Annotated in this window: 25 protein-coding genes and 1 pseudogene; 12 read left to right on the top strand and 14 right to left on the bottom strand. The window is 53.7% G+C overall.

The features are described from left to right. Window positions 1-184 precede the first annotated feature (184 nt). The 6 genes from VMX96_06920 to VMX96_06895 all read left to right on the top strand — a co-directional run bounded on the left by VMX96_06920 (window position 185) and on the right by VMX96_06895 (window position 3534). On the top strand, window positions 185-595 hold the full coding sequence (locus VMX96_06920) for an NIL domain-containing protein (protein HUU63630.1): 411 nt from the start codon (window positions 185-187) through the stop codon (window positions 593-595). After that, a complete protein-coding gene (locus VMX96_06915; protein HUU63629.1) occupies window positions 595-1326 on the top strand; it encodes a UPF0280 family protein in 732 nt (243 codons plus the stop codon). The genes VMX96_06920 and VMX96_06915 overlap by 1 nt, the downstream gene beginning before the upstream one ends. Window positions 1327-1334: 8 nt before the next feature. After that, complete coding sequence (gene cutA, locus VMX96_06910; protein HUU63628.1) at window positions 1335-1682, top strand: divalent-cation tolerance protein CutA; 348 nt, start codon at window positions 1335-1337, stop codon at window positions 1680-1682. Continuing rightward, window positions 1672-2403, top strand: coding sequence for a HesA/MoeB/ThiF family protein (locus VMX96_06905; GenBank protein HUU63627.1), 732 nt, complete (start codon window positions 1672-1674; stop codon window positions 2401-2403). Before cutA ends, VMX96_06905 begins: the two co-directional genes overlap by 11 nt. A gap of 4 nt (window positions 2404-2407) precedes the next feature. Then, entirely contained in the window at window positions 2408-2680 is a 273-nt protein-coding gene (locus VMX96_06900; protein HUU63626.1) for a hypothetical protein, read from the top strand. 149 nt (window positions 2681-2829) lie between these two features. Then, window positions 2830-3534, top strand: coding sequence for a hypothetical protein (locus VMX96_06895; protein HUU63625.1), 705 nt, complete (start codon window positions 2830-2832; stop codon window positions 3532-3534). A gap of 118 nt (window positions 3535-3652) precedes the next feature. On the opposite strand, the gene VMX96_06890 is transcribed toward VMX96_06895, so the two are convergent. From VMX96_06890 to VMX96_06860, 7 genes are all read right to left on the bottom strand, one after another. Next, window positions 3653-4126, bottom strand: coding sequence for a Mut7-C RNAse domain-containing protein (locus VMX96_06890; GenBank protein HUU63624.1), 474 nt, complete (start codon window positions 4124-4126; stop codon window positions 3653-3655). Between the two features lie 88 nt (window positions 4127-4214). Continuing rightward, the gene (locus VMX96_06885) at window positions 4215-4985 is read right to left on the bottom strand and encodes a 3',5'-cyclic-nucleotide phosphodiesterase (protein ID HUU63623.1); all 771 of its coding nucleotides are present in this window, start codon (window positions 4983-4985) and stop codon (window positions 4215-4217) included. A gap of 50 nt (window positions 4986-5035) precedes the next feature. After that, complete coding sequence (locus tag VMX96_06880) at window positions 5036-5719, bottom strand: queuosine precursor transporter (protein HUU63622.1); 684 nt, start codon at window positions 5717-5719, stop codon at window positions 5036-5038. Between the two features lie 37 nt (window positions 5720-5756). After that, window positions 5757-6701, bottom strand: coding sequence for a magnesium transporter CorA family protein (locus tag VMX96_06875; protein ID HUU63621.1), 945 nt, complete (start codon window positions 6699-6701; stop codon window positions 5757-5759). 413 nt (window positions 6702-7114) lie between these two features. Then, window positions 7115-9439 carry a DEAD/DEAH box helicase gene (locus VMX96_06870; protein HUU63620.1) on the bottom strand — a complete coding sequence of 775 codons (2325 nt, stop codon included), beginning with the start codon at window positions 9437-9439 and terminating at the stop codon, window positions 7115-7117. A 1-nt stretch (window position 9440) separates the two neighbouring features. Further along, on the bottom strand, window positions 9441-9734 hold the full coding sequence (locus tag VMX96_06865; protein HUU63619.1) for a DUF503 domain-containing protein: 294 nt from the start codon (window positions 9732-9734) through the stop codon (window positions 9441-9443). Between the two features lie 75 nt (window positions 9735-9809). Next, a complete protein-coding gene (locus tag VMX96_06860; GenBank protein ID HUU63618.1) occupies window positions 9810-10088 on the bottom strand; it encodes a zinc-ribbon domain containing protein in 279 nt (92 codons plus the stop codon). 254 nt (window positions 10089-10342) lie between these two features. Here VMX96_06860 and uvrA point away from each other — a divergent pair, with 254 nt between their 5' ends. The 5 genes from uvrA to VMX96_06835 all read left to right on the top strand — a co-directional run bounded on the left by uvrA (window position 10343) and on the right by VMX96_06835 (window position 15412). Then, window positions 10343-13228 (top strand): excinuclease ABC subunit UvrA, encoded by a 2886-nt coding sequence (uvrA, locus tag VMX96_06855; GenBank protein ID HUU63617.1) that lies wholly within the window; start codon window positions 10343-10345, stop codon window positions 13226-13228. Continuing rightward, window positions 13225-13758, top strand: a complete 534-nt coding sequence (locus VMX96_06850; GenBank protein ID HUU63616.1) for a carboxymuconolactone decarboxylase family protein — start codon at window positions 13225-13227, stop codon at window positions 13756-13758. The genes uvrA and VMX96_06850 overlap by 4 nt, the downstream gene beginning before the upstream one ends. A 63-nt stretch (window positions 13759-13821) precedes the next feature. Beyond that, window positions 13822-14388: an HD domain-containing protein gene (locus VMX96_06845; GenBank protein ID HUU63615.1), complete on the top strand. Its 567-nt coding sequence runs from the start codon at window positions 13822-13824 to the stop codon at window positions 14386-14388. 74 nt (window positions 14389-14462) lie between these two features. Beyond that, window positions 14463-14780, top strand: a complete 318-nt coding sequence (locus VMX96_06840; protein ID HUU63614.1) for a DUF4870 domain-containing protein — start codon at window positions 14463-14465, stop codon at window positions 14778-14780. 200 nt (window positions 14781-14980) lie between these two features. Further along, window positions 14981-15412: a PaaI family thioesterase gene (locus VMX96_06835; protein ID HUU63613.1), complete on the top strand. Its 432-nt coding sequence runs from the start codon at window positions 14981-14983 to the stop codon at window positions 15410-15412. An 87-nt stretch (window positions 15413-15499) separates the two neighbouring features. Here VMX96_06835 and VMX96_06830 read toward each other — a convergent pair whose 3' ends face one another. Continuing rightward, complete coding sequence (locus tag VMX96_06830) at window positions 15500-15976, bottom strand: GyrI-like domain-containing protein (protein ID HUU63612.1); 477 nt, start codon at window positions 15974-15976, stop codon at window positions 15500-15502. Window positions 15977-16037: 61 nt separating this feature from the next. Beyond that, window positions 16038-18173: an SMC family ATPase gene (locus VMX96_06825; protein ID HUU63611.1), complete on the bottom strand. Its 2136-nt coding sequence runs from the start codon at window positions 18171-18173 to the stop codon at window positions 16038-16040. 453 nt (window positions 18174-18626) lie between these two features. On the opposite strand from VMX96_06825, the gene ffh reads away from it, so the two are divergent. After that, the gene (ffh, locus tag VMX96_06820) at window positions 18627-19940 is read left to right on the top strand and encodes a signal recognition particle protein (GenBank protein HUU63610.1); all 1314 of its coding nucleotides are present in this window, start codon (window positions 18627-18629) and stop codon (window positions 19938-19940) included. Window positions 19941-19943: 3 nt separating this feature from the next. Here ffh and VMX96_06815 read toward each other — a convergent pair whose 3' ends face one another. The 5 genes and pseudogenes from VMX96_06815 to VMX96_06795 all read right to left on the bottom strand — a co-directional run bounded on the left by VMX96_06815 (window position 19944) and on the right by VMX96_06795 (window position 25038). Further along, window positions 19944-20408: a hypothetical protein gene (locus VMX96_06815; GenBank protein HUU63609.1), complete on the bottom strand. Its 465-nt coding sequence runs from the start codon at window positions 20406-20408 to the stop codon at window positions 19944-19946. A gap of 130 nt (window positions 20409-20538) precedes the next feature. Then, window positions 20539-21642: an RNA polymerase sigma factor RpoD gene (gene rpoD / locus VMX96_06810; GenBank protein ID HUU63608.1), complete on the bottom strand. Its 1104-nt coding sequence runs from the start codon at window positions 21640-21642 to the stop codon at window positions 20539-20541. Window positions 21643-21726: 84 nt separating this feature from the next. Then, a pseudogene (locus tag VMX96_06805) lies at window positions 21727-21792 on the bottom strand (sigma-70 factor domain-containing protein). A gap of 305 nt (window positions 21793-22097) precedes the next feature. After that, complete coding sequence (dnaG, locus tag VMX96_06800; GenBank protein ID HUU63607.1) at window positions 22098-23939, bottom strand: DNA primase; 1842 nt, start codon at window positions 23937-23939, stop codon at window positions 22098-22100. A gap of 58 nt (window positions 23940-23997) precedes the next feature. Then, window positions 23998-25038, bottom strand: a complete 1041-nt coding sequence (locus VMX96_06795; protein HUU63606.1) for a deoxyguanosinetriphosphate triphosphohydrolase — start codon at window positions 25036-25038, stop codon at window positions 23998-24000. Between the last annotated feature and the right edge of the window lie 51 nt (window positions 25039-25089).

Genomic DNA, 25089 nt, shown 5'->3' with positions numbered 1-25089 from the left:
TCCACAAGTGGCAAATACAATTGAAGGCGGTGGCTTAACACTTTCTCTATGCCCGAGCTATCACAAATAGTTTTTTGTCGGGATGAGAGGGAGCTTGAGCGCAAACCGTGTAAAAAAGAAGTAGCACGAGTAGGTTGATGATATATTTTATAGGCGATACTTGACTGTAAAGAGAGGTTGAAAAATGACTATTTCTAAAAGGGTGGTGTTGCACTTTCCGTCTCGAATGGTGGACCAGCCGATAATCCACCGGTTGGTCAGGGACTACGACCTGGTGCTCAACATACTGAAGGCGTCGGTGACCCCAAAGGAGGAGGGGATTATGGTGCTGGAGCTATCCGGGAACCGTGGCGACTATGATAAGGGCATCCGCTATCTACAGGAGGCGGGGGTGGGGATTCAGTCATTGGGTCAGGACATCATGCGCAACGATGCCAGGTGCACTCATTGTGGGGCCTGTGTGGTTATTTGCCCCACCGGGGCGCTGGCAATCGATCCTAAAACCAGGATGGTGAATTTCGATGAGGAAAAGTGCACCGCCTGCGAGCTTTGCGTGCTGGCTTGTCCACCCAGGGCGATGGAGGTTCATTTTTAGTGGATCAGCCCAGGACCTACCGGAATTGGATCAGGGATGGTGATCTAACTTCCTTCCATGTAGCGGTGAAGGAAACAGACCTCTATCTCAGGGCGAAAAGAAACCTCCGGGAGGAGGCGCTAAGGGCGATTGTGGAATACCGCACCTCACTGGAGCAATACATCGAGCTTCACCCCCACTTCCTCACTGCCATGGAGCCTATTCCTGTGGCGGAGGATGCCCCTCAGATGGTGCGTGAGATGGCGGAGGCGGCACAGAGGGCGGGGGTAGGTCCAATGGCGGCGGTGGCCGGGGCCATTGCTGAGGGGGTGGGCCGGGAGTTAATGAAACTCTCCCCGGAGGTGATCGTGGAGAACGGGGGGGATATTTTCCTCCACATACAGAGGAGGAGGACGGTGGGGGTTTATGCCGGTGATTCACCGTTTTCGGGAGGGCTCGCCCTGGAGATTGAGCCTGAGGGGACGCCTCTGGGGATTTGCACCTCTTCGGGGACAGTGGGGCATTCTATCAGCTTAGGCCGGGCCGATGCGGTTATCGTGCTCTCACCGTCCACTGCCCTGGCTGATGCTGCCGCTACCGCTACTGCCAATACGGTTAAAAAGGCGAGTGACATACCCAATGGTATAGCGTTTGCCCGGGGCATTGTGGGGCTGAGGGGGGTGGTGATCATTAAGGATGACAGGATAGGAGTATGGGGCCAGGTGAAGCTCTCCAGCCCCACTGATGTGTAGGAGTGAAAGTGCAAAGCGAAAAATCTGGTTACGTGGTCGTTTTCATAATGGCAGCTACCACGGAGGAGGCGTGGAAGATAGCCAATGTCCTGGCTAAGGGGAGGAAGGCTGCCTGCGTTAACATCGTGCCAGAGGTGCATTCGATATTTTGGTGGCATGGCAAGATGGATTCCGCCGATGAAGTGCTGCTGATCGTTAAGACAAGGGAGGCGCTGTTGGATGAGCTGATCGGGTTGATAAAGGAGAATCATAGCTATGAGATACCCGAGGTCATAGCCTTACCCATAGTGGGTGGAAATATAGATTACCTCCGGTGGCTCGATGACGAAACGGAGAAAAAGATTCATGTTGACTGAAAGCGATCTCATCAGATACGGGCGCCAGATTTCATACCCCGGCTTCGGCGAAAGGGGGCAGAGGAAACTCAAGCGGTCTCATGTGGTGGTGGCGGGACTTGGTGGGCTGGGAACCGCATCCTCCGTGTATTTGGCCTGTGGCGGGATCGGTCACATAACCATAGTAGACGGCGACTTTGTGGAGCTTTCCAATCTAAACCGGCAAATTCTTCATTGGGAGGGGGATATAGGTGAGAGGAAGACGCTCTCAGCGGCGCGAAAGCTCGCCAAGTTGAACCCCTCGGTGGAGGTCACCCCTATCTTTGAAAAGATCACTCATTCCAATGTGGGGGGCATCATCGAAGGAGCGCATGCGGTGATAGATGGGATGGACAATTTTGAGACCAGGTTTATTCTGAACTCAGCGTGTGTTGGTGCTGGCATACCCTTTATCCATGCCGGGATTAACGGGCTGCTCGGCGAGATTACCACGATAATCCCCGGAAAGACCCCGTGTTTTGCCTGCATCTTCCCGCAGGCTCCCGCAGAAGATGGGGCGGTTCCGGCCTTCGGCGTCGCGCCCGCTCTAATGGCCGCTTTACAGGTTACGGAAGCGCTTAAACTGCTTGCTGGCTTCGGTGACTTACTTGCCGGCAAGATGTTGTATTTCAACGGGGAGACGATAGAGTTTACCGTTGTCGATCTGGTCAGAAATCCTGAGTGCAGCGTGTGCGGATTCTGAAGGAATGGTAAAAATGAGCGTCACGGTGAGGCTTCAGTTGCTGCTGAGCCAATTCGCAGATGGTCAAGAGGTGGTGGAGATTACCGCAGATAACAACATTGACTGCCTGAATAACCTGACGGCTCAATTTCCCGGACTCAGGCGATGGCTGTTCACCAAGCAGGGCGAGGTAGCCGCTCACGTTCGTCTCTTCATCAACAGACGACAGGCTTCCGTTGATGCAGAGTTGAAGGATGGTGATGAACTCTTGATCCTGCTTGCAGCTGTCGGTGGCTGAAATCTTCTGCTTTGTCGCTGCCATGATTACTTCCACGAATTGACCGTGTTAGCACTAAAGGGTGTACTAATTCAAGCAAGGCAAAGCCTGAGGCCTTGTGTGGTTAAACATTGCCAAAGCGCTTACAAGTTACGTAGGGCGTGGGGCATATGATGAATAAGTTGTTTATTAAAATGGTCCAAGCTGACTACGAAGATTTTGATATAAGACGTATAAAGGAACTGGTTACGGAACTTCAAAGCTGTGGTGTCCAAGGCATAGATGCATTTGTTCGTATATTATCAGAAAGAGTTGCTACCCGACAAGAGTACCTGGATATTACGAAGGAGGGGCGATTCGCTCGCATTCTCAGCAGGAATGGATTTTCACAAATCCACATTGAATATTCCTCTAAGGGGCCAGACGTAAAAGCGGATTACAACCATCAGACTGTCTATTTTGAAGTAACAAGAAGACGCCCGAATGAAGAAGACGATAATTGGGAGAAATCGGAGGCAGGTTTTGTTGCATCTAATAGCGCACAGGATATAATATCGAAAATTGGGGGCGAATTGAGTCATTTTTCGTATGGAGAAATAAATATAGTAGTTTATTGGAGTAGCACTATACAAGTACGACATATTGACGTGAGAGATGCCTTCACCTATATCCGACAAGAGATTGAGGCGGACCCAAAGCGCTATCAGAAACTAAGCGGTGTGTTATTCACGGAAGAAGAAGGAATCAATATGTCAATGCAAAAGCAATACTATTTGTTCAAGAATGATGAGGCTTCTCGACCAATAGGAGTTCGTCTGGCTAGAAAGCTGGAGTCTCTACATACGGAAGACCCTAAGGTGTTAGCAAGGCGGTAGAAACGTTTGGTAGAGCATTTCCAGCAATTGTTACGCTCCTAAGGGCGGTGAAGCAGAAAGACGGTTCGCTTAATCTCTGCCACCCCTCGCTCGGCGAACTGGCGCGCCGGCTCCCTCATTACTCCGCTCCCATGATCACCTCCAGCTCCTGGTTCATCCGCTGCCAGTGAGTGGCCCGCCAGTAGACCCTCTGGCAACTGGGGCACTGGTAATAGTTGGACTGTGTCTTGAAGACATAGGGGGGCACCAGTTGTTGTACCTCATCCTTTCTTTTAGGGACAAGCGGCTCGTTGCACTCCACGCAGCGGCTGAATTTTCGTTTCTGGTCTAACCTCATCATCCGCACCACCTGGCGCAATTGCTCCTTGACGTCATCGCTCTGGATGAGAATAGCCTTCAGCCGACCGCTGGTGACCACCCGCCGCAGCATGATCTGGGTATCCCTGGTGAGTAGCACCCTCTTCTCCTTTAGGCCGATGGCTATAAGCTCATCGTCATCGATTTCGTTGATGAAAAGGGTGTCATAGCCCAGCATCCTGAGCCAGCGTGCCAGTTTGCCTACATTGGTATCCACAATAAAGCTCGCGCTCATTTTATTTTTTATCACCAAATATAACTAATTGAGCTATATCGCTCCTTTAAAATATTGCGGAGGCTTTTTGTCCTTCTTGCCCGGTTCGCTAGATAAAGACCTTCATTCCCTCATTGCCCAGGGTTATATCCGCTGCCAGTTCTTTGGCAACCTGTGCCACCTCTTCCTCGATCTCAGCCTCAACGTGGGGGCTCAGGTGGATCGTGACGACGGGAGGCAGGTATCCCCTGACCCTCTTGAAATCAAGAAGCTCCTGCTTCAAAAGTCGCGGGGTAAGATGCCCGGTCTCCTGTGCGAAAGGCTCGTACTTATTAGGTAAGCTCACCTCAGTGACAAGGAGCCCTGGCGAGACCGCCTCCCAGAGGGACGAGGGATTCCTTCCCGTATCCGCTGTGTAAAAGATGCTCTTTTTATCTGGGGCAGTGACCTGATAGCCTATTGTGGGGACAGGATGGTTCACCGGGAGGGGCAAAACAGCATATCCCTCGATAATCACCTCCTTGTTTGGCTCCAGGGGGCAGAATTTGAAGGCTGGTTTCTGGGGGGATGGTTTGTTTTGGAAGTCTGGATAGAGCACGTCGTTTAAGATGTGAGTGGAAATCGCAGCGAGCACGCTATCCAGGGCATAGATATTTATTGGACCCGCCATGTAGACATTCATGCCGAAGGTGGCCATGTCCCTGATATGATCGAAGTGGCGGTGGGTGATGAGGATCGCTCTTACCCTTCTCTGCTCTTCGATTGAGAGGCTTGCAGTGAGGCTGCCGACGTCGATGGCAATAGTACCATCGATAAGTAGAGAGGTGAGCCTCGCCTCCTTAGACTCGCAGTTGTGAGCGCCAAGTATCTCCAGTTCCATATTAGTATCCCCCATGTGTTATCTGTGTAGCTTCTCGCGGGTGAACGGGCTCAATCCGAAACTCGTAAAGGATTGAACTTGGTGTCGTAATCGTAGGTATCGATACCCTCTTTCTTTTTCAGGTAATTTACTATCGCGTAGGTGAATGGAGTGGCTACCGTTTCATATCCTGTCTTCACCAGCCAGTGGGTCAATATGGTGGTGCCAATAAGCCACCAGGATAGTGTCCCGGCAAAGGCAATGGAGATGAAAACTGCGGAATCCAGACCCTGCCCGACGATGGTGGAGCCGATGGTCCTGGTCCATAGCCATCGCCCCCTGGTTGCGATCTTCATCTTGGCCAGAATGAAAGAATTGGCGAACTCCCCTATGAGGTAGGCGGCGAAGGAGGCAAGAAGCAACCTTGGCGCATAGCCCAGGATTGTCTCATAAGCTGTCTGGTGTTCCCACTCTGAAGCTGGTGGTAGTAACCCTCCGAGCCAGATGGCGATGACTGCAATCAGGTTGCAGGTAAAGCCTAGCCATATAACCCTTCTGGCGGTGCGGTAGCCATAGACCTCGGTGAGGATGTCGCCGAAGATATAGCTCAGGGGGAAGATTATGATGGCGGCGGGTAGGGCACCACCGCCGATGCCGGTGGGGATCAACTTGACGGCTATAATGTTCGCAGTGATGAGGCAGGTAATGAAGATGGCGACGACAACTACGAAGCGCCCTGAGAACCTAGTTTCCACCGAAACTCACCATCATATAGGGGTGTCGCAACGTTTATCAGAACCATCTTCTGTAGCGGAAATAGCCCAGCATACTCCCGGAGACACACAGCGTTACCAGAATTATGAACAGAAATGCGAAGGAGCTATCCTCGAAGGGTAAAGGGACGTTCATGCCATAGAGACCTGAGATCACTAGCAGGGGGAGGAGAATGGTCCCTAGAACAGTGAGCATCTTCATTACCTCATTGGTGCGGTGAGAGAAAAGGGAGTCGCTGGTGGCACTTAGCCCCTCCACCACCTCCTTATACTCATCCAAGGTCTCGGAGATCTTGCCAATGTGGTCGCCGATGTCACCGAAGTAAACATCGAGGTCCTCCCTGAGGAAGGGGTAGTCCCTAACCTCCAGAGATTTAAGGATAGAGGGCTGGGGGCGAATAATGCGGCGATAGGCCATGATGTCCCGTCTGAGAATCGAGATCTCTCGAACCGTATCACGGGCTGGCTCGCTGAAAAGATGGTCCTCTGCCTCCTCCACATTAACGATAATCCTATTCGTGATAGGAAAGCAGTAGTCCACCAGCCGGTCGAGGATGCGGTAAAGGAGATAGCCCGAGCTGCGCGCCATGTGCTCCTCCCGCGCCCGTTCATTCTGCTGGCAATCATTAAAAAGTTTCTCCAGAGGCTTGAGATCGCCGGTGTGAACCGTAACCACGAAGCCCTCGCCGATAAAGATGGAGACCTGGCTGGGCGCGGTCACCCGCGCCTCCATTTTAAATACCGGGAAGTGAAGCACTAGAAAAAGGTAATTTTGATATTCATCTATCTTGGGACGCTCGATCCTTGAGAGGCAGTCCTCCAGGTCAAAAGGGTTAAACAGGTAGTTCTTAGCAAGGTAATCCATGTCCGACCTGGTAGGCTTTTCGATGTTGAGCCAGGTGATCTTGCCCCACTTTATGGTCTCGATATTTAGCTTCTCGTCCTTTTTACCGACCGTACTCATCTGTAGCCACCTTACCCGCCAATTTTACCACAATCTGGGCCAATGGCAAACAGGATGAACTCGTCCAGTATACTATTTATTATTGCCGCTAAACAGTTGGCGCTATCGTTGCGATGCCGATTTGGGGCGAAAAGTGGTACGGCTTTTCTGCTTCGGTTTACAAAACAATCATAGAGGTGGTGTGCATGCAGGCAGTTGAATCGTTGTTGCGAGGACCCCGACGTGTAGGGGACAAAGTAATCTCCGGGGTAGTATGGGTGAGGTGATAATACTAGCTATAGAGTGTCGCCCATATATATAAACGCGACCAGATGACTTCTAATCGTCTACATAGCTAGGTAAGCCTGTACCCTCATCAATACTAATACGCGGTGGAAACCTGAGTCTTTTCTTTTACGAGCGTGTTTAGGCGTTTACGGCACTGGAGTGTTACGCCTCACCAGCGCTTCCAGGATGAGCTGTGCTGCCCTCTTATCCAGGGGCTCGTTGTTATTGCCGCACTTGGGCGATTGAATGCAACTGGGACAGCCGCTCTCGCAGGGGCACTCAGAGATCGCCTTAAGCGTTGCCTGCCAGAGCTGCTCGATCAGTTCGAAGCCCTTCTCGGCGATGCCGATTCCGCCGGGGTAGGCATCATAGATAAATACCTGGGCATTCCCGGTGTCGGGGTGGGCCGGCGTGGAAAGGCCCCCGATGTCGTTTCTATCGCACAGAGCGAAAAGGGGGAGGAGTGCGATGGCTGCGTGCTCAGTAGCATGAAGACCGCCGGCGAGATCGAGCCCCCCTGTGGCAAGCTGGGGGATAACATGGCTCGGGATATCGAACCAGAGGGCGATGGTGGGAAAGGTCTGTGATGGCAGATCCAGTGGCTCCTCCCCGATAATTTCCTCGGTGAACTGCCTGCGCTTTCTAAAGCTCACTACTGTCGTGGTCACCGTCACCTCGCCTAGGTGGACCTTAACCCCTAGTGCCTCCTTTTCCAAATTCACCTTGGAGATCGAGAGGTCGGTGGTGTCTTTTGTCTGGGTGTAGTAATCGGCATCTATGGGCCGGGCATATGCGGTGCGCGATGGGATATCCAGCTCACTAACCAGGAAGGATTCCCCCTGGTGAAGGTAGATGGCGCCGGGGTGAATCTGAAAAAAAGCCACCGCCGCCTCTACCGTCTCCATCTCCCGGTTGCCTTGAGAGACATCGACCACGGTATAGCGATCCGAGGATGCGGAACGGATGTTCACCCCTTCGGCGGGGTAGGTGAGGCGGGGCGAGGGATAATACCTCCTCTGGCGATTCCTGAGTAGCCCCTCATCCATGAGCTCATCCCTTGCCCGGGCGAAGCTGGTACCGAAAATATCTCCATCTCTGTCATCCAGGGGGCGCTCCCAGGCGGCGCAAAGGAGATGGTGCTTCAGTATATAGGGGTTAGCCTGATTGATGAGGACATACTCGAAACCCTTACCGAAGAATGCCTCAGGATGTCGCATGAAATACTGGTCCAGGGGGTTGTCCAGAGCGATGAGAAAGCTGAGTGACCTTTCCCCACCCCGTCCACTCCTTCCCGCCTGCTGCCAGGTGCTGGCAATGCTCCCCGGGTAGCCGGTGAGCACGGTGGCATCGAGGCTTCCAATATCGATCCCAAGCTCCAGGGCGGTGGTCGCCACCACTCCCAGAAGATCACCCTCGAAGAGCTGGCGCTCAATCTGACGTCGCTCCTCCGGGAGGTAGCCAGCCCGGTAGGGTTTTATTCTCTGGGCCAGCTCAGCTCTATCCTTGGCCAGTTGTTCCCTGGCATAGATGTAGATGAGCTCGGTGAGCTTACGTGTTCGGGCGAAGGTGATGGTTCGCCACCCCCCGCTCACCAGCTCGGTGAGTAGCAGGGTGGCCTCGGTATTGGCGCTGCGCCTGGTTGCCCTGGCACGGTCAATGACCGGGGGATTCCAGAAGACGAAATCCTTCCCTCCGTAGGGGGAGCCATCCTTATCGATTACCTCGAAGGGGAGGTCCACCAGACGCTCGATATGCTCTCCTGGGTTGGCGATGGTGGCCGAGCAACAGATAAACTGGGGATTTGCCCCATAGAGGGCCGAGAGCCGCCTCAGCCGGCGCAGCACGTTGGCTACATGGGAGCCAAAGATGCCCCTATAGACATGGGCCTCATCTACTACCACATAGCGAAGATGGTGCAGAAACCTTGACCAGGACTGGTGGTTGGGTAGAATGCCCAGGTGAAGCATATCGGGGTTGGTGAGCACCAGCCGAGATGACCGCTTGATCTCACCCCGCTCCTCTGGCGGGGTATCGCCATCGAAGATGGCACAATCCAGTCCGGGGAGGGCAAGAATGGGGGATGAAGGTTGGGGCAGAGCGAAAAGCTCTCGTAAGCCCCGGAGCTGATCCTGTGAGAGCGCCTTGGTGGGGAAGAGATAGAGAGCACAACTCCTCGTGTCGTTAAGTGCCGCATCCAGCACCGGCACGTTGTAGCAGAGGGTCTTGCCGCTGGCCGCGGGGGTGACTATAAAGACATTCTTCGCCGAGCGGGCGGCGTTTATCGCCTGCGCCTGGTGGCTATAAAGGGGGAGCAGGTGCGCCGCTTCCAGGTAGCTATGGAGCGTGGGGTGGAGAGGTTCGGCCAGCTCGCCATAGCTTTGCTGGCGGCTGGCTATCTGCTCAACATGGGCAATCTGATTCCTGTAGGAGGGGTGCTCTTTAAGCTGGTCAAGAAAGGCTAGGGTGTCCATTTTAGGGGGCGTGGATGATCTCTATCTCGTAATCGAGCATTTCCATATCAAACTTGCTCTGCTGTATGAAATACACCACCTTCGATAGGATCTCATTGGCATGAGGCCCGCTGGTGCTGACACAGGTTATCCCCAGGGTGAGGAGTTGCCAGAGGTCTTGGTCATCGACCTCGGCTATAGAAACGTTGTATCTATTCTTCACACGTTCAATGATGGACTTTGAAACCTGTCGCTTCCCTTTGAGGGAGCCGTTCTCTGGCAGGCGAAGCCTAACCTTGCAGGTGCCAACATTCATCGTACCCTCCAGGATAAAAAAGCCGAGGTATGCTTATGGGGCATCTCGGCTTTCAAGCGGTTGGAGTATCAGCGGCTACTTCTTACTCTTGGCAAAGCATTCATTACAGTACACTGGTCGATCACCCCTGGGCTCAAAGGGAACCTCGCACTCCTGACCGCAAGTAGCACAGATTGCAGAGTGCATCTCACGGGCTCCACCAAAGCGAGTTCGTCGCTTCTCCAAGCGACACTCCTTGCAACGAGTGGGTTCGCTCTCTAGTCCGCGCGACATGTAGAATTCCTGCTCGCCAGCAGTGAATACGAATTCTTTGCCGCAATCGCGACATACCAGAGTCTTGTCCTGGAAAGCCATATCGACCCTCCCTCCTTTACTGTCTGGTTAACTCTTGTCGATACAGCTTCAAGACCCGGTTTGCCGGTGTTTACTTTTACCTGAATAAACCACCAGACCACCGGCGCGGGGCCGTGACGCCGAAACGCCAATCTAGGTCAACCTTAGAAATGAGTATATACCAGTGGCTCTACAAATGCAATATAACTTGTTTGGCTTTCTCTACCGTGCTAAAATGGAGAGTTACCAAATACATTACTAATGAGGCAGTTGCCATGCCGCTGGATGCAATAATCGTTAAAGGTGCCAGAGAGCATAACCTGAAAAATATCGATGTCGCCATCCCCAGGGACAGGCTGGTGGTAATCACGGGTGTTTCAGGCTCTGGTAAGAGCTCGCTAGCCTTTGATACTATTTATGCCGAAGGGCAACGCCGCTATGTGGAATCCCTATCCGCTTATGCCCGCCAGTTCCTCGGTCGGATGGAGAAGCCAGATGTGGACTATATTGAGGGGCTCAGCCCGGCCATCTCCATCGACCAGAAGGGGCCGGGGAGAAATCCCCGTTCCACAGTGGGCACGGTGACCGAGGTCTATGACTATCTAAGGTTGCTCTTTGCCCGGGTGGGTCACCCCCACTGCCCCAATTGCGGACAAGAGATCTCCCAGCAAACGATTCAGCAGATCGTCGATGCGCTTCTGGAGCTCCCCCCTGGGACTGCGATCATGGTCATGGCCCCGTTGATCAAGGACCGAAAGGGAGAGCATGAGGGGGTCTTTGAGGACATGCGAAAGGCAGGATATGTGCGGGTGAGGGTCGATGGCAGCATCCATGACCTCGCCGAGGATTTCGACCTGGATAGATACAGGCAGCATAGTATTGAGGCAGTGGTAGACAGGCTGGTCATTGAGAGTGCGGAGCAGAGAGGTCGCCTCGCCGACTCAGTGGAGACCTCGCTCAAGCTGGGGAGTGGGGTGGTGCTGGTTAAGGTCATCGATGGGGAGGAACTTCTCTTCTCGGAGCACTTTGCCTGCATGCGATGCGGTATAAACCTGGGCGAGATCGAACCCCGAACATTCAGCTTCAATAGCCCCCACGGTGCCTGTCCCGTCTGCACCGGGCTGGGGGTAAAGATGGAGATCGACCCCGACCTGGTCCTTCCCAATCGAGAGCTATCCATTGCTGAAGGGGCAATCCGGCCCTGGACCCGGGCAGGCTCAATGAGTCCATGGTATGCCAGCATGCTGGAGTCTATAGCCCGAAGGTATGGCTTCTCGATTAACGAGCGGGTTAAGAACCTCACCCCGCAGCAGATTGACATTATCCTCTACGGCAGCGGCAGCCAGCGAGTGACACTGAGGCATGAGACTCAGCTAGGGCGAACTTATCAGTATGATATACCGTTTGAGGGTGTGATCCCAAATTTGGAACGGCGTTTCAGGGAAACCGAGTCCGAGTACATACGTGCCGAGATAGAGCGCTCTATGACAATCCACCCCTGTCCCGTATGTCAGGGGCAGAGATTAAAGCCAGAGTCCCTGTCAGTAACAATCTGGGATAAAAACATCGCTCAGGTTAACGCGATGTCCATTGAGCAGGAGATGGCATGGCTGGGACAGCTCAGTGGCGATGGGAGTGGGAAGGCGCTGCTCAGCGAGCGCGAACTGCTCATCGGCCGCCAGATCCTCAAGGAGATTAACGCTCGCCTCGGCTTCTTGAGAGATGTGGGGCTGGACTATCTCAACCTCGATCGTCCATCAAGTACCCTCTCAGGCGGAGAGGCGCAGCGAATTCGCCTTGCCACCCAGATCGGCAGCGGACTCATGGGGGTACTATATATTTGCGATGAGCCTACGGTGGGACTCCATCCTGCTGATGACTATTGCCTCATCGAGACCCTGAAGAAGTTGAGGGATCTGGGTAATACTATCCTGGTGGTGGAGCACGATGAGGCGATGATGCGAGCCGCCGACCACATTATAGATATGGGCCCCGGTGCCGGTGAGCGTGGGGGGGAGATCGTTGTCACGGGAACCATCGCTGAGATCATGGACTGTCACGGTTCCAGCACTGGCGATTACCTGAGTGGGCGAAAGGAGATTTCACTCCCTAAAAGGCGCCGCCCCGGCTCCGGGAAGGAAATGGTGATTAGGGGGGCGCGTCAGAATAACCTCAAGGATATCGATGTCACTATCCCTCTGGGGAGGTTCGTTTGCATCACTGGCGTATCGGGTTCGGGCAAGAGCACCCTTATCGACGAGATCCTCTATAAGAAGCTGGCCCAGATATTCTACAAAGCCAAGGACCGCCCTGGCGAGTGTGATGGCATCGAGGGGCTGGAGCACATCGATAAGGTGGTGAATATCGACCAGTCGCCCATCGGGCGAACCCCTCGCTCAAACCCGGCAACCTATACTGGTGCCTTCACCCTGATTCGTGAGCTATTCTCCACCGTGCCTGAGGCTCGAATGCGCGGCTATCCCCCGGGGCGTTTTTCGTTTAATGTTAAGGGTGGCAGGTGTGAGGCCTGTCGCGGTGGAGGCTATATCCAAATCGAGATGCAGTTTTTGCCCGATGTAACCGTACCCTGCGAAGTTTGCGAGGGGAAGCGCTATAATCGCGAGGCGCTGGAGATCCGGTTCAAGGGAAAGAACATTACCGAGATCCTGGAGATGAGCGTTGCGGAGGCGCTATCGCTATTTGAGCATTTTCCCAAGGTGAAAAGCAAGCTGGAAACACTGAAGGATGTTGGATTGGGATACGTCAAGCTGGGGCAGCCGGCAACCACCCTCTCTGGAGGTGAGGCGCAACGGGTGAAGCTTGCCACCGAGCTTTCCAAGCGCTCTACGGGAAAGACGCTATATATCCTCGATGAGCCGACTACAGGGCTCTCCTTCGAGGATGCCGCCGCATTGCTCAGGGTGCTCCATCGCCTCGTCGATTGGGGTAATACCGTGCTCCTCATCGAGCACCACCTCGATATGATTAAGAACGCAGACTACCTGATCGACCTCGGCCCGGGTGCGGGCGATCGCGGGGGATATGTCATCGCCACAGGAACGCCGGAGGAGGTGGCTCAAGAGGATGGCTCCTTAACCGGGCAATACCTGAAGGGGATGCTGGCGAAGCACTCCGACAGGTTGGAAGCGGTTCAAGCATGAGGAAGCCTGATGTGGCCAGAGACACAGGACAACCTAGCTCATGGATAGCGAACCGTAAGTTCAGTAAGAGGACATATGGCATCGGGGAATTTTTTGTGGATATATCCTTTCTAACAAAGAACGTAAGGAATGTCAGACGGGTAATGAGGGAAAAGCGGATACCCAGTGCCTTCAGAGAAAGGCTTATGCTCTCGGTTACCTCTGTCTATGGTTGCCGCTACTGTTGCTGGCTTCACACCAGAGAAGCCCTGCGGAGCGGGGTTGAGCAAGAGGAAATCGCCGGGCTTCTCACCGGTAGCATGGACAATTGCCCTGAAGATGAGGCCATAGCATTGCTCTATGCCCAGCACTGGGCCGATTCCGATGCCAGGCCTGACCCTGAAGCAGTTGGAAGGCTGGATGAGGCCTACGGCGCTGAAAAGGCGGAAGCGATAAATCTAATACTGCGTATGATCCGGGTTGGCAACCTTTCGGGCAACACCTGGGATCGCTTGCTCTCAAGGATTTCCCGCGGCAGGTGGGGGAAATAGGCTGGATAAATTCGGCAGTATGACTTATTGGGTGTTGACAGAGAGAGAGGCGTAGAGCGAAAAGTGGAGGTAGAGAGACTCACCAGAGACGATGCCCTGGACTCCATCGAGGCCAATGTGGAAAATCGGAACCTCATCTACCACATGCTGGCCACCGAGTCTATCATGAGGGCGATGGCCAGAAAATTTGGCCAGGATGAGGGGGTGTGGGGGCTTACCGGACTGCTCCATGACATCGATGTAGAGCTCACCGAGGGTGATATGCTTGCTCATAGCGAGCTGGGGGCGGACATAGCCCGGGAGCTTGGCGCATCGGAGGAGATGGCGCAAGCCATATTCTGCCACAATGAAGCTCACGGTATCTCCCCTGAAACCCTGCTGGGAAAGGCCCTTTTCTGCGCTGACCCTCTCACCGGGCTCATCGTTGCCGCTTCTCTGGTGCGCCCGGATGAGAAACTTGAGGGACTCACCACCAGGTCGCTTATGAGGCGCTTCGGCGAGAAGAGATTTGCTGCCGGGGCAAATCGGGAGCAGATCACCACGTGCAGCGAGCTCGGCCTTGAGCTTGAGGAGTTCATCGCCCTGGGTCTTGAGGCGATGAAAGCGATTGCCGATGAGATAGGCTTGTAAAATTGATGTAATGACATCGATGGAGGAGGTGAAAAATTAGCCAGGATAAGAAAAGTACTGGACTTGACCCCAACGTGGCCGCACTGCTGTCGTATGTGCTGGGCTGGATAACCGGGCTGATATTCTACCTGATTGAGGAGAAGGATGAGTATGTCCGCTTTCACGCTGTGCAGTCCATCATTTTCTTCGGTGCCGTAACCGCGGTTATGATCGTTTTTGGCATCTTGGAGTTGATCCCCTTCATCGGTCTTCTATTCATGGTGCTCACGTCGCTCGGGGGACTCTTTGCCTTTGTGATGTGGATCATACTAATGGTGAAGGCCTACCAGGGGGAGCGCTTCAAGCTGCCCATTGCCGGTGACTTGGCAGAGAAATATTCGGCAAAGCGATAAGGTTAAACACGGGGTATTGGCATTACAACAATAGACTGGGAGGCGAACACCAGATTACGCCTCCCTTCGCTTTCCTAAATGCTTCGCACGAAGCTAGTCTGCAGAGCTTGGGTGGTAAAGGGTATGGAGCTATCTATGGGTTCGCATGTGTGGCTATCATGTGCAATTGTATCGATAAACCACGATAATGAGGAGGGAAAATGAATGCCGCTTGGCAACAGAATTTAATTGAACTATTTCGCGCAGCGCCGATAGCAAGACTGTTCGGTATGGCTCTTTCGTTTGATGAGCAAGGACATGCATATATAAATCTCCCATATAATCCAAATCTTGATCATGCAGCCAAGGGTATCCACGGAGGAGTAATAGCAACTATGTTAGACACCGCCGGTTGGTTTGCGGTGGCAGCTCACAATGAAGGTATTTGGATTGCTACAAGCGAATTTAAGATTCACCTATTGAATCCGGTGAAAGAAAGCGAACTTCACGCTGAGGGATGGGTAATTAAGTCAGGTAAGCGCATTTCTGTAGCTGAGATGCGAGTGTCGGCTTCCAGTGGAGAGCTTATAGCTATTGGAACCGGAACATACGTTACAATAGAGGGTGTTCCTCTTGGGGAAAATGATCCATGATTTTTTCGCTTACAACTGGATATAAAGGCGTGTTTAATTTATACTTCGCTGGCCCAAATGTTGCGCACTTCGCAAAGCCCCAGCCCTCTATCGCTTGCGCACCGGGAAGCGGACCTCGGTAAGCAGCTCCTCTGGAGGAGTCTTATCCGGGTCGCTGAGGTAGACTTCCTCCGAAGGGCCCACGATCTCGTATCCGTTCTCCGCGATCCATCCTGCAAGCGCGCCATAAGTAGCCCCCACCTGATCATGAGGCCCCTTATGCATGGTGGAAGCCACCTGTGTACCTTCCACTTTCTTGACACCAAGGCCTTGCTCGTCAGGACCACTCGGGGCTACATCCCCCGCTATGGGGCTGCGGAGTTCCCATAACAGTTCCTCGTCGGGAACCTGCCCGGGGGCGTTGAAATAGACCCCAATTGGCGCTCCGGCGGGCACAAAGCTCTTCTCCCCGATCCAGCGATAGAGCGTACCAAATGTCTCGCTAATCAGGCTGTAGGGCCCCTTCTTTGAGACGAAGGCCACTGTTATCGGCTCTGTTTTTTTGACCGTTACATCGATTGCCATATAAACCTCCTTAGAGCAGTATAAAAATAAGATTAAGCGTAAAATGCCCCGTTGTCAATCCTCAGCTCACCTTGAGCAGCGAGCCCTCAGTGCCCTTGGTCACCTCAATGCGCTCATCGAAGGCATCCCTTAAATCCTCGATGTGCGTTATGACCAAAATCTTCTCAAAGTCGTCCTGAATCGAGTTTATAGCCTCCACCAGCCGCTCCCTGCCGCTGGAGTCCTGGGAGCCAAATCCCTCATCGATGATCAGCGTGGGCAGGGGTGCTCCCGCGCGCCGTGCCAGCAGTTTTGAAAGAGCGATGCGCAGCGCGAAGTCGATCCGAAATGCCTCACCGCCGCTGTACATCTCATAGCGTCGCATGCCCAGTTCGTCCGATATATTTATATCGAGGGTTTCCACCGACTCTTCTTTCTTGGTCTTGTAAGCCCGCTGCGTTTCGATCTTCACACTCATCCGGTTATCGGTCATCCGGGCAAGCAGCCGGTTAGCCTCCTCCTCGATCTCGGGGAGCGCCGTATCGATGATGAGCGCCTGAATCCCCTTCTTGCCAAAGGCGGCGGCCAGCTCTTCGTATATCTTTTCTTCCCTGGTCACATTATCGCGCTCGGCCTTCTTCTCTCCTCTGCTTAGCTCCAGGGAAGAGAAGCGTCCCAGATTCGCCTGGATCTCCCCCAGCTTCTGGCGACCTTGCGCCTCCCTTCTGGTTAGCTCATTGTGGGTCTGCTGTGCACTGCTCAGGCTGTCTTCGAGCTCAGGGAGGATGGCAAGATCTGCATTAATGGAATCCCGTCTCTGGGTATCGGCATCGAGTGTGGAGCGCCAGCGCCTCAGGTTTTCCTCTGCCATGGCCAGGGCTTCCTTCTCCTTGGGTAGGGAGCTTTCCGCCTCGGTGTGTTCTTTCTCCAGGGTCTCTGCGCCTCGATCCCATTGTGCCCGCCCCTCCCTTGTCATCCTCTCCAGTTCGCCTATCTCTCGCTTCAAGGCATTTAACCCCGTTTCCAAGCGCCTTTTTTCATCCTCGTTGGTGCGAAAGAGCTCTTTCTTCTGCCGCCCCTCATCCTCGTAGCTTGCCATAATCTTCCTCCTTCCCTCAACTCCCAGTTCGGTGCCACATAAGGGGCACGTTGCCTCCTCTTGGGATAGCATGTCGAGCTTCTCTCTGAGCTGCTTCATCTCTTCCTTTAAGCTGGCATTGGCGGAGGTGACATGGTGGATTAAATTGGAGGTTTTTTCATACTCTCCCCTCCTCCCCACCAACACGCTTTCCTGCTTGGCCACCGCATCGAGGTGAACACGAACTTTAGCAAGCTCCTCCTCGTGGCCCGCAATCACCTTCTCGTACTTTTCTGCCCTCTGGTGATGATCTCGAACCCGATACTCGAAAGAGCTTACCGTTTCCCCCGCCTGTTTAATGCGTCCCTCTATCTCCTCCTGTTGCTTTTTTCTCCAATCCAGCTCGCTCTTCTGATTTGTAAGGGCATTGACCTTCTTCTCCCATTCACACCGCTCCTTCTCCACTTCGGCTATTGCCTCGCCCACCTCTCGGAGCTGAGTCTGGTACTCCGCTTTGTTCGCCAACTCGGCGTTGATATTATCGATGGCAATCTCTAGGTCCCTTTTGGCTCTATCCTTTTGCCTGGCGTAATTCTTTGACCGATCCTCCAGCTCATCGTATCGGGAAAGACCCAGGATGTCAGCTAGGATTTCCTTGCGTCTATAAGGTTCCTTCTTGGTGAATTCATCGGCGTGACCCTGGAGCAGGAAGGTACTATTGATAAAGGTATCGTAATTCATGCGCAAGATTTTCTCGATCTCTCGCTGCGTTTCCCGAACACTGTTTCCGCTGATTGACCTGTAGCCTTGATCCGTGGCTTGCTGAAGCTCCAGCAGGGTCTTCCCTGCTCCCCGAAGCTTTGGTTTTGACCGCTTGCGCAGAACTCGGTATCGCTCCCGTCCTTCTTGCATAACAGCGAACTCGAACTCCACCCCCATCTCTGTCCTTCCTAAATAAATGAGCTCGTCGTCGCTTTTTGCCCTTGCCTTCCCCCACAGTGCCCAGGTTATCGCATCGAGGAGCGCCGACTTTCCATTGCCGTTGTCGCCGCAAAGGCAGGCCACATGAAGCCCTTCGAAGGAGAGCTCCCCTTCTAGATAGCACATGAAGTTTCGCAGCGCAATTCTAATGGGGATCATCTTTTACCTCCTCTAAGGTCGGATTGGTCACAAGAATTGTATTATCGGCGATAACTTCTATCTGCCTATCTAGACCTTTATTACAGGTCGGAATGCTCCGGGCTTATCGGTATGAATCGTTAAAACCTCTACCTTTTAAAATCCCGTGACTTTGAGCATTATATCCAGATCAGTTAAATCGCCAGGCTGAATATTTGTTGATGGCGGTAATAATTCCTAACAGAAGCTTACTTTCAGGGCAAAGCTCGCTCCAAAAATATAGAAAAATTCGGGTGTCCCATATTGGGAGAGGCAATTTTACCGCTGATTTCCCCAACGCCACTATGAAAGGTGAGCAAGGTGATAATAACCCCATTCCAGTTACAGTCTTTATTCTAGCATAACCGAGCCAAGAGCTTATAGCTTGATTAATGGCGCAACGCCAATTAGAATGATGCTGGTCTGAGGTGGCTTATGTTCGAGGTATTATCGGAGAGGCTGGGGAGCGTTTTTAAACGGCTGGGGAGCAAGGGTCGGCTCACCGAAAAGGATGTCGATGATGCGCTCCGGGAGGTAAGGCTGGCGCTTCTGGAGGCTGATGTTAACTTTAAGGTGGTAAAGGATTTTATCGCTAGATTGCGGGAGCGCTCCCTGGGTAGCGAGGTGCTGGAGAGCCTCACCCCGTCGCAGCAGGTGATCAAGGTAGTAAATGAGGAGCTTACCATCATTTTAGGGGGAGCCCCCAGTCACCTGGCGCAGGCCCCTCGTCCCCCGACGGTAATGATGCTCGTTGGGCTTCAGGGCTCGGGGAAAACAACGACAGCGGCAAAGCTGGCGCTTCACCTAAGGAGTTCGGGACAGCGCCCGCTGCTCGTTGCCGCTGACCTCCGCCGACCCGCTGCCGTAGAGCAGCTCGTTACACTGGGCAAGGGGCTGGAGATCCCCGTTTATAGGGCGGATGCGAACCCGGTATCTGTATGCGCCCAAGCACTGAAGCGTGCTAAGGAGCTGGCCGCTACCTGGGTAATAGCCGACACCGGCGGACGTCTCCATATAGATGGGGCTATGATGAAGGAAGTGGTGGAGATCAAACGGGAGCTCAAGCCTGATGAGGTGCTTCTGGTGGTGGATGCGATGACCGGCCAGGACGCGGTTCGCGCCGCTGAGGAATTCCATACAAAATTGGGGCTTAGCGGGCTCATCCTCACCAAGATGGATGGCGATGCTAGAGGCGGGGCGGCCCTCTCAATTAAGGCGGTCACCGGGGTGGCGGTAAAGTTTATCGGAACCGGTGAGAAACTGGATGCCCTGGAAACATTCCACCCTGACCGTTTGGCATCGCGTATCCTGGGGATGGGTGACATGCTCACCCTGGTCGAAAGGGCTGAGAAGACCTTCGACCAGGAGCGGGCGCGGAAACTGGAGAAAAAGGTGCGCCATGCAACCCTCGATCTGGAAGACTTTCTGGGGCAGCTCCGCGAGATGCAGAAGATGGGGTCTCTGAGCCAACTGGTGGAGATGATACCGGGGCTCTCCTCCATCGCCCGCCGTGCCCCTGACGCGGTAGATGAGGGGAGACTAAAGGTTATTGAGGCGGTCATCCTGTCAATGACCCCCCAGGAGCGGCGCAGCCCGGAGATTATCGACGGGAGCAGGAGGCGTCGCATCGCCCGGGGCAGTGGCACCACGCCTCATGAGATCAATCAACTCCTGAACCAGTTCCGCCAGACACAAAAGCTCATGAAACAGATGGCGCGGGGAGGAAGCCTGAAGTCGTTGCTCCGTTGAAGGCTAATTTTTTGCCAGCACGATCATTATCTCGCCTTGCTCGATAGTGACCTCCTGTAGCAGCAAGTGAAGATCCTCCCACCGTTCCTCCAATGCTCGCTCTATGGCAGTCATCATACTGTTGATGAGTGCCTTGGGGATCGGAATTCTACCCAGGTTGAGGCTCTCAATCGTTATGTCAGGCATCTCACCATTAACCCCTATGTTAGCCTGAATAGCTACTTGCACATCGATACCCATTTCAACTATGGCAAAAGCCCGCACCATCCCATCCCTGAAGTAGATCTGGGGATATTCTATATCTATGGAAAGATTTCCAGCCCTGGCGAGCTGGTCCAGTTTGGAGGTGGCCTCCTCCTCGGTTAGCTCCAGTGCGATATATTCTCCCACAACTGCTTCATCCATCTCATCCTCGAATGCTTCGATCTCCTCATCCAGCCTACTGACCGCTTCATCGGTCGGCTTCACCCATTTCCCCCAATTATCTATGGGTGCCTGACCGGTGATAAAATAGCCCCCTATGCCGGCAATAAGTAGTAGTAGGGAGGAGATAGCGCCCAAGGTTAGGAATAAGGTTCTTATGATATTTCTATTCAATTTATTCCAGGTAATCCTTGAGCTTCTTGGAGCGGCTCGGGTGACGCAGCTTTCTCAGTGCCTTGGCCTCTATCTGACGAATGCGCTCTCTGGTGACCCCAAATTCGCGACCCACCTCCTCCAGGGTGCGGCTCCGCCCATCCTCGAGCCCGAATCTCAGTTGCAGCACCCGGCGCTCCCGGTCATTGAGAGTAAAGAGCACATCGTCGATCTGCTCCTTAAGGAGCTGGTGTGAGGCCGCATCCGGGGGTGGTAGGGCGCTGCTATCCTCGATGAAATCGCCTAGGTGGCTATTCTCCTCCTCACCAATAGGGGTCTCTAGGGATACTGGCTCCTGGGACACCTTGATAATTTCCCTCACCTTCTCCGGGGTGACCTCCATACCCTTACCGATCTCATCACTGGTGGGCTCTCGTCCATGCTCCTGAACCAGCCGGCGGCTAATTCGCAGCAGCTTATTAATGGTCTCCACCATATGTACGGGAATGCGGATGGTGCGCGCTTGGTCTGCAATGGACCTGGTAATCGCCTGCCTGATCCACCAGGTAGCGTATGTGCTGAACTTGTAGCCCTTTCGGTAATCGAACTTCTCTACTGCCCTGATCAGCCCAATATTGCCCTCCTGAGTCAGGTCGAGGAGCGACATCCCCCTACCAATGTACTTTTTAGCCACACTGACCACGAGGCGAAGGTTAGCCTCGGTAAGGTGACTTGACGCCCTGGCCGCTTCATGGGCGATCATCTTCAGGTGTGCTGCGAACTCTTTTTCTTTGAACTGTAGTTGCATAATGAAATCAGGCTCAGATAAGCTGGCGCTTACCTCGGCGGCGGTTTTGCCCTCTATAGCCTCCAATATACCCGGCGGGAGGAGTTTGCTATTTATCGACAGCTCTATAATATCCCGCCCTATAGTGGCTCGCTCTTCATTCACTCTATCTGCGATTGTGCCGATTAATTGTGGGTCAATTGCATTGTCAACGGCAGCACGAAACCTTGGGTCTGAGATCCTCTCTGCCAGACTGGCGGCGGGAGTCAGGTCAAGCTCTTTCTCCACGGAATCGATGAGCGTTGCTGACTGGCATAGCTGCTCCAGTATGGTGAGCATGACGTCGGTTGCTGAGGGAGTGGTGCCATTTCTGGCGAGCCAATCATTCTTGATATTTTTGATATGTCTATCCTGCTCCATCTTGCTTGCCAAGACCTTCTCTTCGTTAGCATTCAGGAGGGCTACGTTGCCAATCTCACGGAGATACATTCGTACCGGGTCATCCATGACATCCTGCTCTTCAAATTCCAGCACGTTCTCTTGCAGCGGCGCCTCAGGTTCGGTCTCATGCCCTGGTTCATCCTCCTCCACCGCCGGTTCGGCGACCTCTTGCTCTGACCAGGCGGCGTGGGGTTTCGCCTCCTTGCTCAATATAGAGCTGCCCGAGAAAGCGGCGTAGAGATCTGCCAGTGACTCCAGGGCGTGCTCTGCAGACAGGTTGGAGACTCCCTCGGAAGGCTCGGTGTCCCGCTTCCGTTTAAACAGGTTATCCAGCTCTTCGTGATTTCCCAAGGTCATTGCCGCACCCCTTTTCGTTCTCTCCTAGCTTTTTCAAACAGGCCCTTTAACTGGGTCGTTGGCTCTAGAGCCTTTTGCAGTAGAGTTTCCACATGCTCTTTTATCACATTCTTATCCCCCTCTGACTCCGCCTCTGAAAGGAGCATCTCCTCCAGTACCTTGAGCCTCCTCAGTTGTTGCTCCCCCAGGCGGCGGGTACAGTCGGCTAGGGCAGTCTTCATCTCCCGCTCGCTTGCTGGGGGCAGCGCCCTGGCCATCAATGTGTCGAGATGCTTATGGAGGCTAACATCGAGGCTATGGCGGATATTCTCCGCATCTGTGTTATTCAGCCAGGCGAGGAAGAGCTCGCGATTTTCCGTTCCTTCGAAATAGTGTGGGGGGATCGCAATACCCTGATCTCGCAGCCCCGGATGCTGCAAAAGGAGAGCGAGGCAGTATTCATCCAGCGGGTGGCTGGGGGCCTGGGTGGAGGGAAGCGGTACCGCTGCTTTGGCTCTCTCTCGCTTGGTGGGTTTGAGCCGGGCTGCCTCGCCGACGAGGGTCTTTTCGTCTATACCCGTCAGTTCACTGAGCCTTTTCAAATAGATATCCTTCTCAGCTTCATCTGCGGTTTCCAAGATAAAGAGAAGGAGCTGGTTCTTAGCTTCCAGTTTTCCGCTCGCGCTGCTCATATCCAGTTTGGAGATAACTGCGTTGAAAAAGTAGTCCATCACCGTCGAGGCCTCGCTGACCATCCTCTGCCACTCCTCCGTGCTTTCCCGAATCACCTCGTCGGGGTCCTTTCCCTGTGGCATGAAGATGACTTTCACCTTCCCCTCCATCTTGGAGTCTCCCTCCAGCCATCTCTTCTCTCTGCGGTCGACCCGCTCGCTGAACGCTTGCCTTGCCACCTCCAGCCCGCGGAGCGTGGCCTGCTCGCCGGCAGCATCGGCATCGAGAGCCAGGGCGAGGTTTCTGGTCAACCGTTTGATTATCTCCAACTGCTTATGGGTAAGGGAGGTGCCCATGGGGGCTACCACGTTGGCTATGCTATGCTGATGGGCGGTGAGCACATCCATGTATCCTTCCACGATGATGGCCAGGCCCTGCTCCCTGATCGCTTCCTTGGCGCGGTCGATCCCGTAAAGGAGGCTGCTCTTGTTGAAGATGGCTGTCTGGGGGGAGTTAAGATATTTAGGGGTAGTGTTATCGAGGGCGCGGGCACCAAAACCAACTACCTTCCCATCCTCATTTCTGATGGGAATCATCAGGCGATTTCGAAACAGGTCGCGGAATCCCCCTCCCTCCTTGGCGATAGACAAACCTGCGCTCACCATCGTATCGCTCTCATAGCCTCTGCTCTTGAGGTGCTGGTATAGTGCATCCCAGCTATTAGGGCTGAAGCCGAGCTCGAAGATATCGATAATCTCTTTGGAGATACCTCGCTCGCTTAGATGGCGTCGAGCTGTCTCAGCGGCTTTGGCATTGAGCAGCAGATGATGAAAGTACTGTGCTGCAGCCGCGTTTATCAGGTATAGCCTTTCCGTCTCCTTGTCCACGTCCCTCTCTTTTTGCTTTGAGACCAGGGTTACCCCGGCCCGCTCAGCAAGGATTCGAAGCGCTGCGCCGAAGTCGATGCCTTCCTGTTTCATAATAAAGGAAAATATATCGCCGCCTGTGCCGCAACTGCCGAAGCAGTGCCAGGTCCCCCGCTCCGGGAAGACAAAGAAAGAGGGGGTTTTCTCGGTGTGAAAGGGGCATATCGCCTTAAAATTGCGCCCCGACTTCTGCAGGGTAGCATAATCCGAGACTATATCCACGATGTCGAGTCTGCCTTTTATCTCATCGATAACGCCCATTATTTCGTCCGGCTCTGTTATTTAAACCATTCAACACTGTTTGGTTAAATACGGCTTTTTATTCATGCTGCGGATGAATAATCTGCTCCGCTATACTCAGGGCGTAATTATCGGTCATCCCCGAGATATAGTCTACCACCCTCCGTTCCACGCTATCGTCGCCGAGCTTGTATTCCTGAGGCAGGGCTTCATCGTGAGCGGTGAAATACTGGTATAAAAGACGAACCACCTCCCTGGCCCGCTCAGCCTCCTCCCTAGCTATATTATACACCTTTTTAAACAAAAACTGGCGCAGGGTATTTGCCGCTTCCTGAGTCACCTGGCCCATGCCGATTGAGGGCGTTCCACCATCGGCACCCGTTGCAGCCCAGGAGAAATTGACAACATCTGAGACTAGGGTATTGATCCTCTCGGAATGGGAGTGCCCCAGAATGGCTACAGCCTGATGAGGAAGGTCATCCTCGCTGAGAATGCCTGCCCGCACCGCATCGCCGATGTCATGATTGATGTAGGCGATGATGTCCGCAATCTTACATACCTGACCCTCAAGCGTATCTACTGATCCCCATTCTTCGCCCAGAATATCTGCCCCGGTCTTGGCGTGTTTAAGGATTCCTTCCCTTACTTCCCATGTCAGGTTGAGCCCTCGACCATCCTTTTCCAGTATGTCCACTACCCTGAGGCTTTGCTCGTTATGCCTGAATCCCCCGGGGTAGAGATTATTGAGCACCTCTTCGCCCTCATGTCCGAAGGGGGTATGGCCCAGGTCGTGACCAAGGGCGATGGCCTCGGTGAGATCCTCGTTCAGGTTCAGGGCACGAGAGATGGAACGGCCGATCTGGGATACCTCAAGGGTATGGGTGAGCCTGGTTACGTAGTGATCGCCCAGTGGTGCGATGAATACCTGCGTTTTATGCTTCAGGCGGCGGAATGCCTTGCAGTGTATGATCCGGTCGCGATCGCGCTGAAATGCGGTACGCATGGGACAGGGCTCTTCATCAAGCTTCCTGCCTCGAGACAACCTGCTCTTTGCGGCGTAAGGAGAAAGGCCTTCTTCCCTTTCCTCGAGCCAATGGCGAATATCAATAGGGGGCGACACTTTTATAGAACCTCCGGATGGATACTCGCAAGCAAGCTCGAGGGAGGAAAG

It is taken from the genome of Dehalococcoidia bacterium, assembly GCA_035528575.1.
In the GTDB taxonomy this organism is placed as follows: Bacteria; Chloroflexota; Dehalococcoidia; order E44-bin15; family E44-bin15; genus DATKYK01.
The sequence above is the reverse complement of the archived record's forward strand: the minus strand, read 5'-3'. Positions and strand labels throughout refer to the sequence as shown.

What these genes read in the sequence shown, in the direction of transcription:
- rpoD (HUU63608.1), bottom strand. Translation starts at nt 21,642, where the DNA reads ATGCTCACCATACTGGAGCAGCTATGCCAGTCAGCAACGCTCATCGAT.
- VMX96_06900 (HUU63626.1), top strand. Translation starts at nt 2,408, where the DNA reads ATGGTAAAAATGAGCGTCACGGTGAGGCTTCAGTTGCTGCTGAGCCAA.
- VMX96_06860 (HUU63618.1), bottom strand. Translation starts at nt 10,088, where the DNA reads ATGGCTTTCCAGGACAAGACTCTGGTATGTCGCGATTGCGGCAAAGAA.
- VMX96_06865 (HUU63619.1), bottom strand. Translation starts at nt 9,734, where the DNA reads ATGAATGTTGGCACCTGCAAGGTTAGGCTTCGCCTGCCAGAGAACGGC.
- VMX96_06905 (HUU63627.1), top strand. Translation starts at nt 1,672, where the DNA reads ATGTTGACTGAAAGCGATCTCATCAGATACGGGCGCCAGATTTCATAC.
- VMX96_06890 (HUU63624.1), bottom strand. Translation starts at nt 4,126, where the DNA reads ATGAGCGCGAGCTTTATTGTGGATACCAATGTAGGCAAACTGGCACGC.
- ffh (HUU63610.1), top strand. Translation starts at nt 18,627, where the DNA reads ATGTTCGAGGTATTATCGGAGAGGCTGGGGAGCGTTTTTAAACGGCTG.
- VMX96_06850 (HUU63616.1), top strand. Translation starts at nt 13,225, where the DNA reads ATGAGGAAGCCTGATGTGGCCAGAGACACAGGACAACCTAGCTCATGG.
- VMX96_06870 (HUU63620.1), bottom strand. Translation starts at nt 9,439, where the DNA reads ATGGACACCCTAGCCTTTCTTGACCAGCTTAAAGAGCACCCCTCCTAC.
- VMX96_06885 (HUU63623.1), bottom strand. Translation starts at nt 4,985, where the DNA reads ATGGAACTGGAGATACTTGGCGCTCACAACTGCGAGTCTAAGGAGGCG.
- VMX96_06825 (HUU63611.1), bottom strand. Translation starts at nt 18,173, where the DNA reads ATGATCCCCATTAGAATTGCGCTGCGAAACTTCATGTGCTATCTAGAA.
- uvrA (HUU63617.1), top strand. Translation starts at nt 10,343, where the DNA reads ATGCCGCTGGATGCAATAATCGTTAAAGGTGCCAGAGAGCATAACCTG.
- VMX96_06875 (HUU63621.1), bottom strand. Translation starts at nt 6,701, where the DNA reads ATGAGTACGGTCGGTAAAAAGGACGAGAAGCTAAATATCGAGACCATA.
- VMX96_06835 (HUU63613.1), top strand. Translation starts at nt 14,981, where the DNA reads ATGAATGCCGCTTGGCAACAGAATTTAATTGAACTATTTCGCGCAGCG.
- VMX96_06895 (HUU63625.1), top strand. Translation starts at nt 2,830, where the DNA reads ATGATGAATAAGTTGTTTATTAAAATGGTCCAAGCTGACTACGAAGAT.
- VMX96_06920 (HUU63630.1), top strand. Translation starts at nt 185, where the DNA reads ATGACTATTTCTAAAAGGGTGGTGTTGCACTTTCCGTCTCGAATGGTG.
- dnaG (HUU63607.1), bottom strand. Translation starts at nt 23,939, where the DNA reads ATGGGCGTTATCGATGAGATAAAAGGCAGACTCGACATCGTGGATATA.
- VMX96_06830 (HUU63612.1), bottom strand. Translation starts at nt 15,976, where the DNA reads ATGGCAATCGATGTAACGGTCAAAAAAACAGAGCCGATAACAGTGGCC.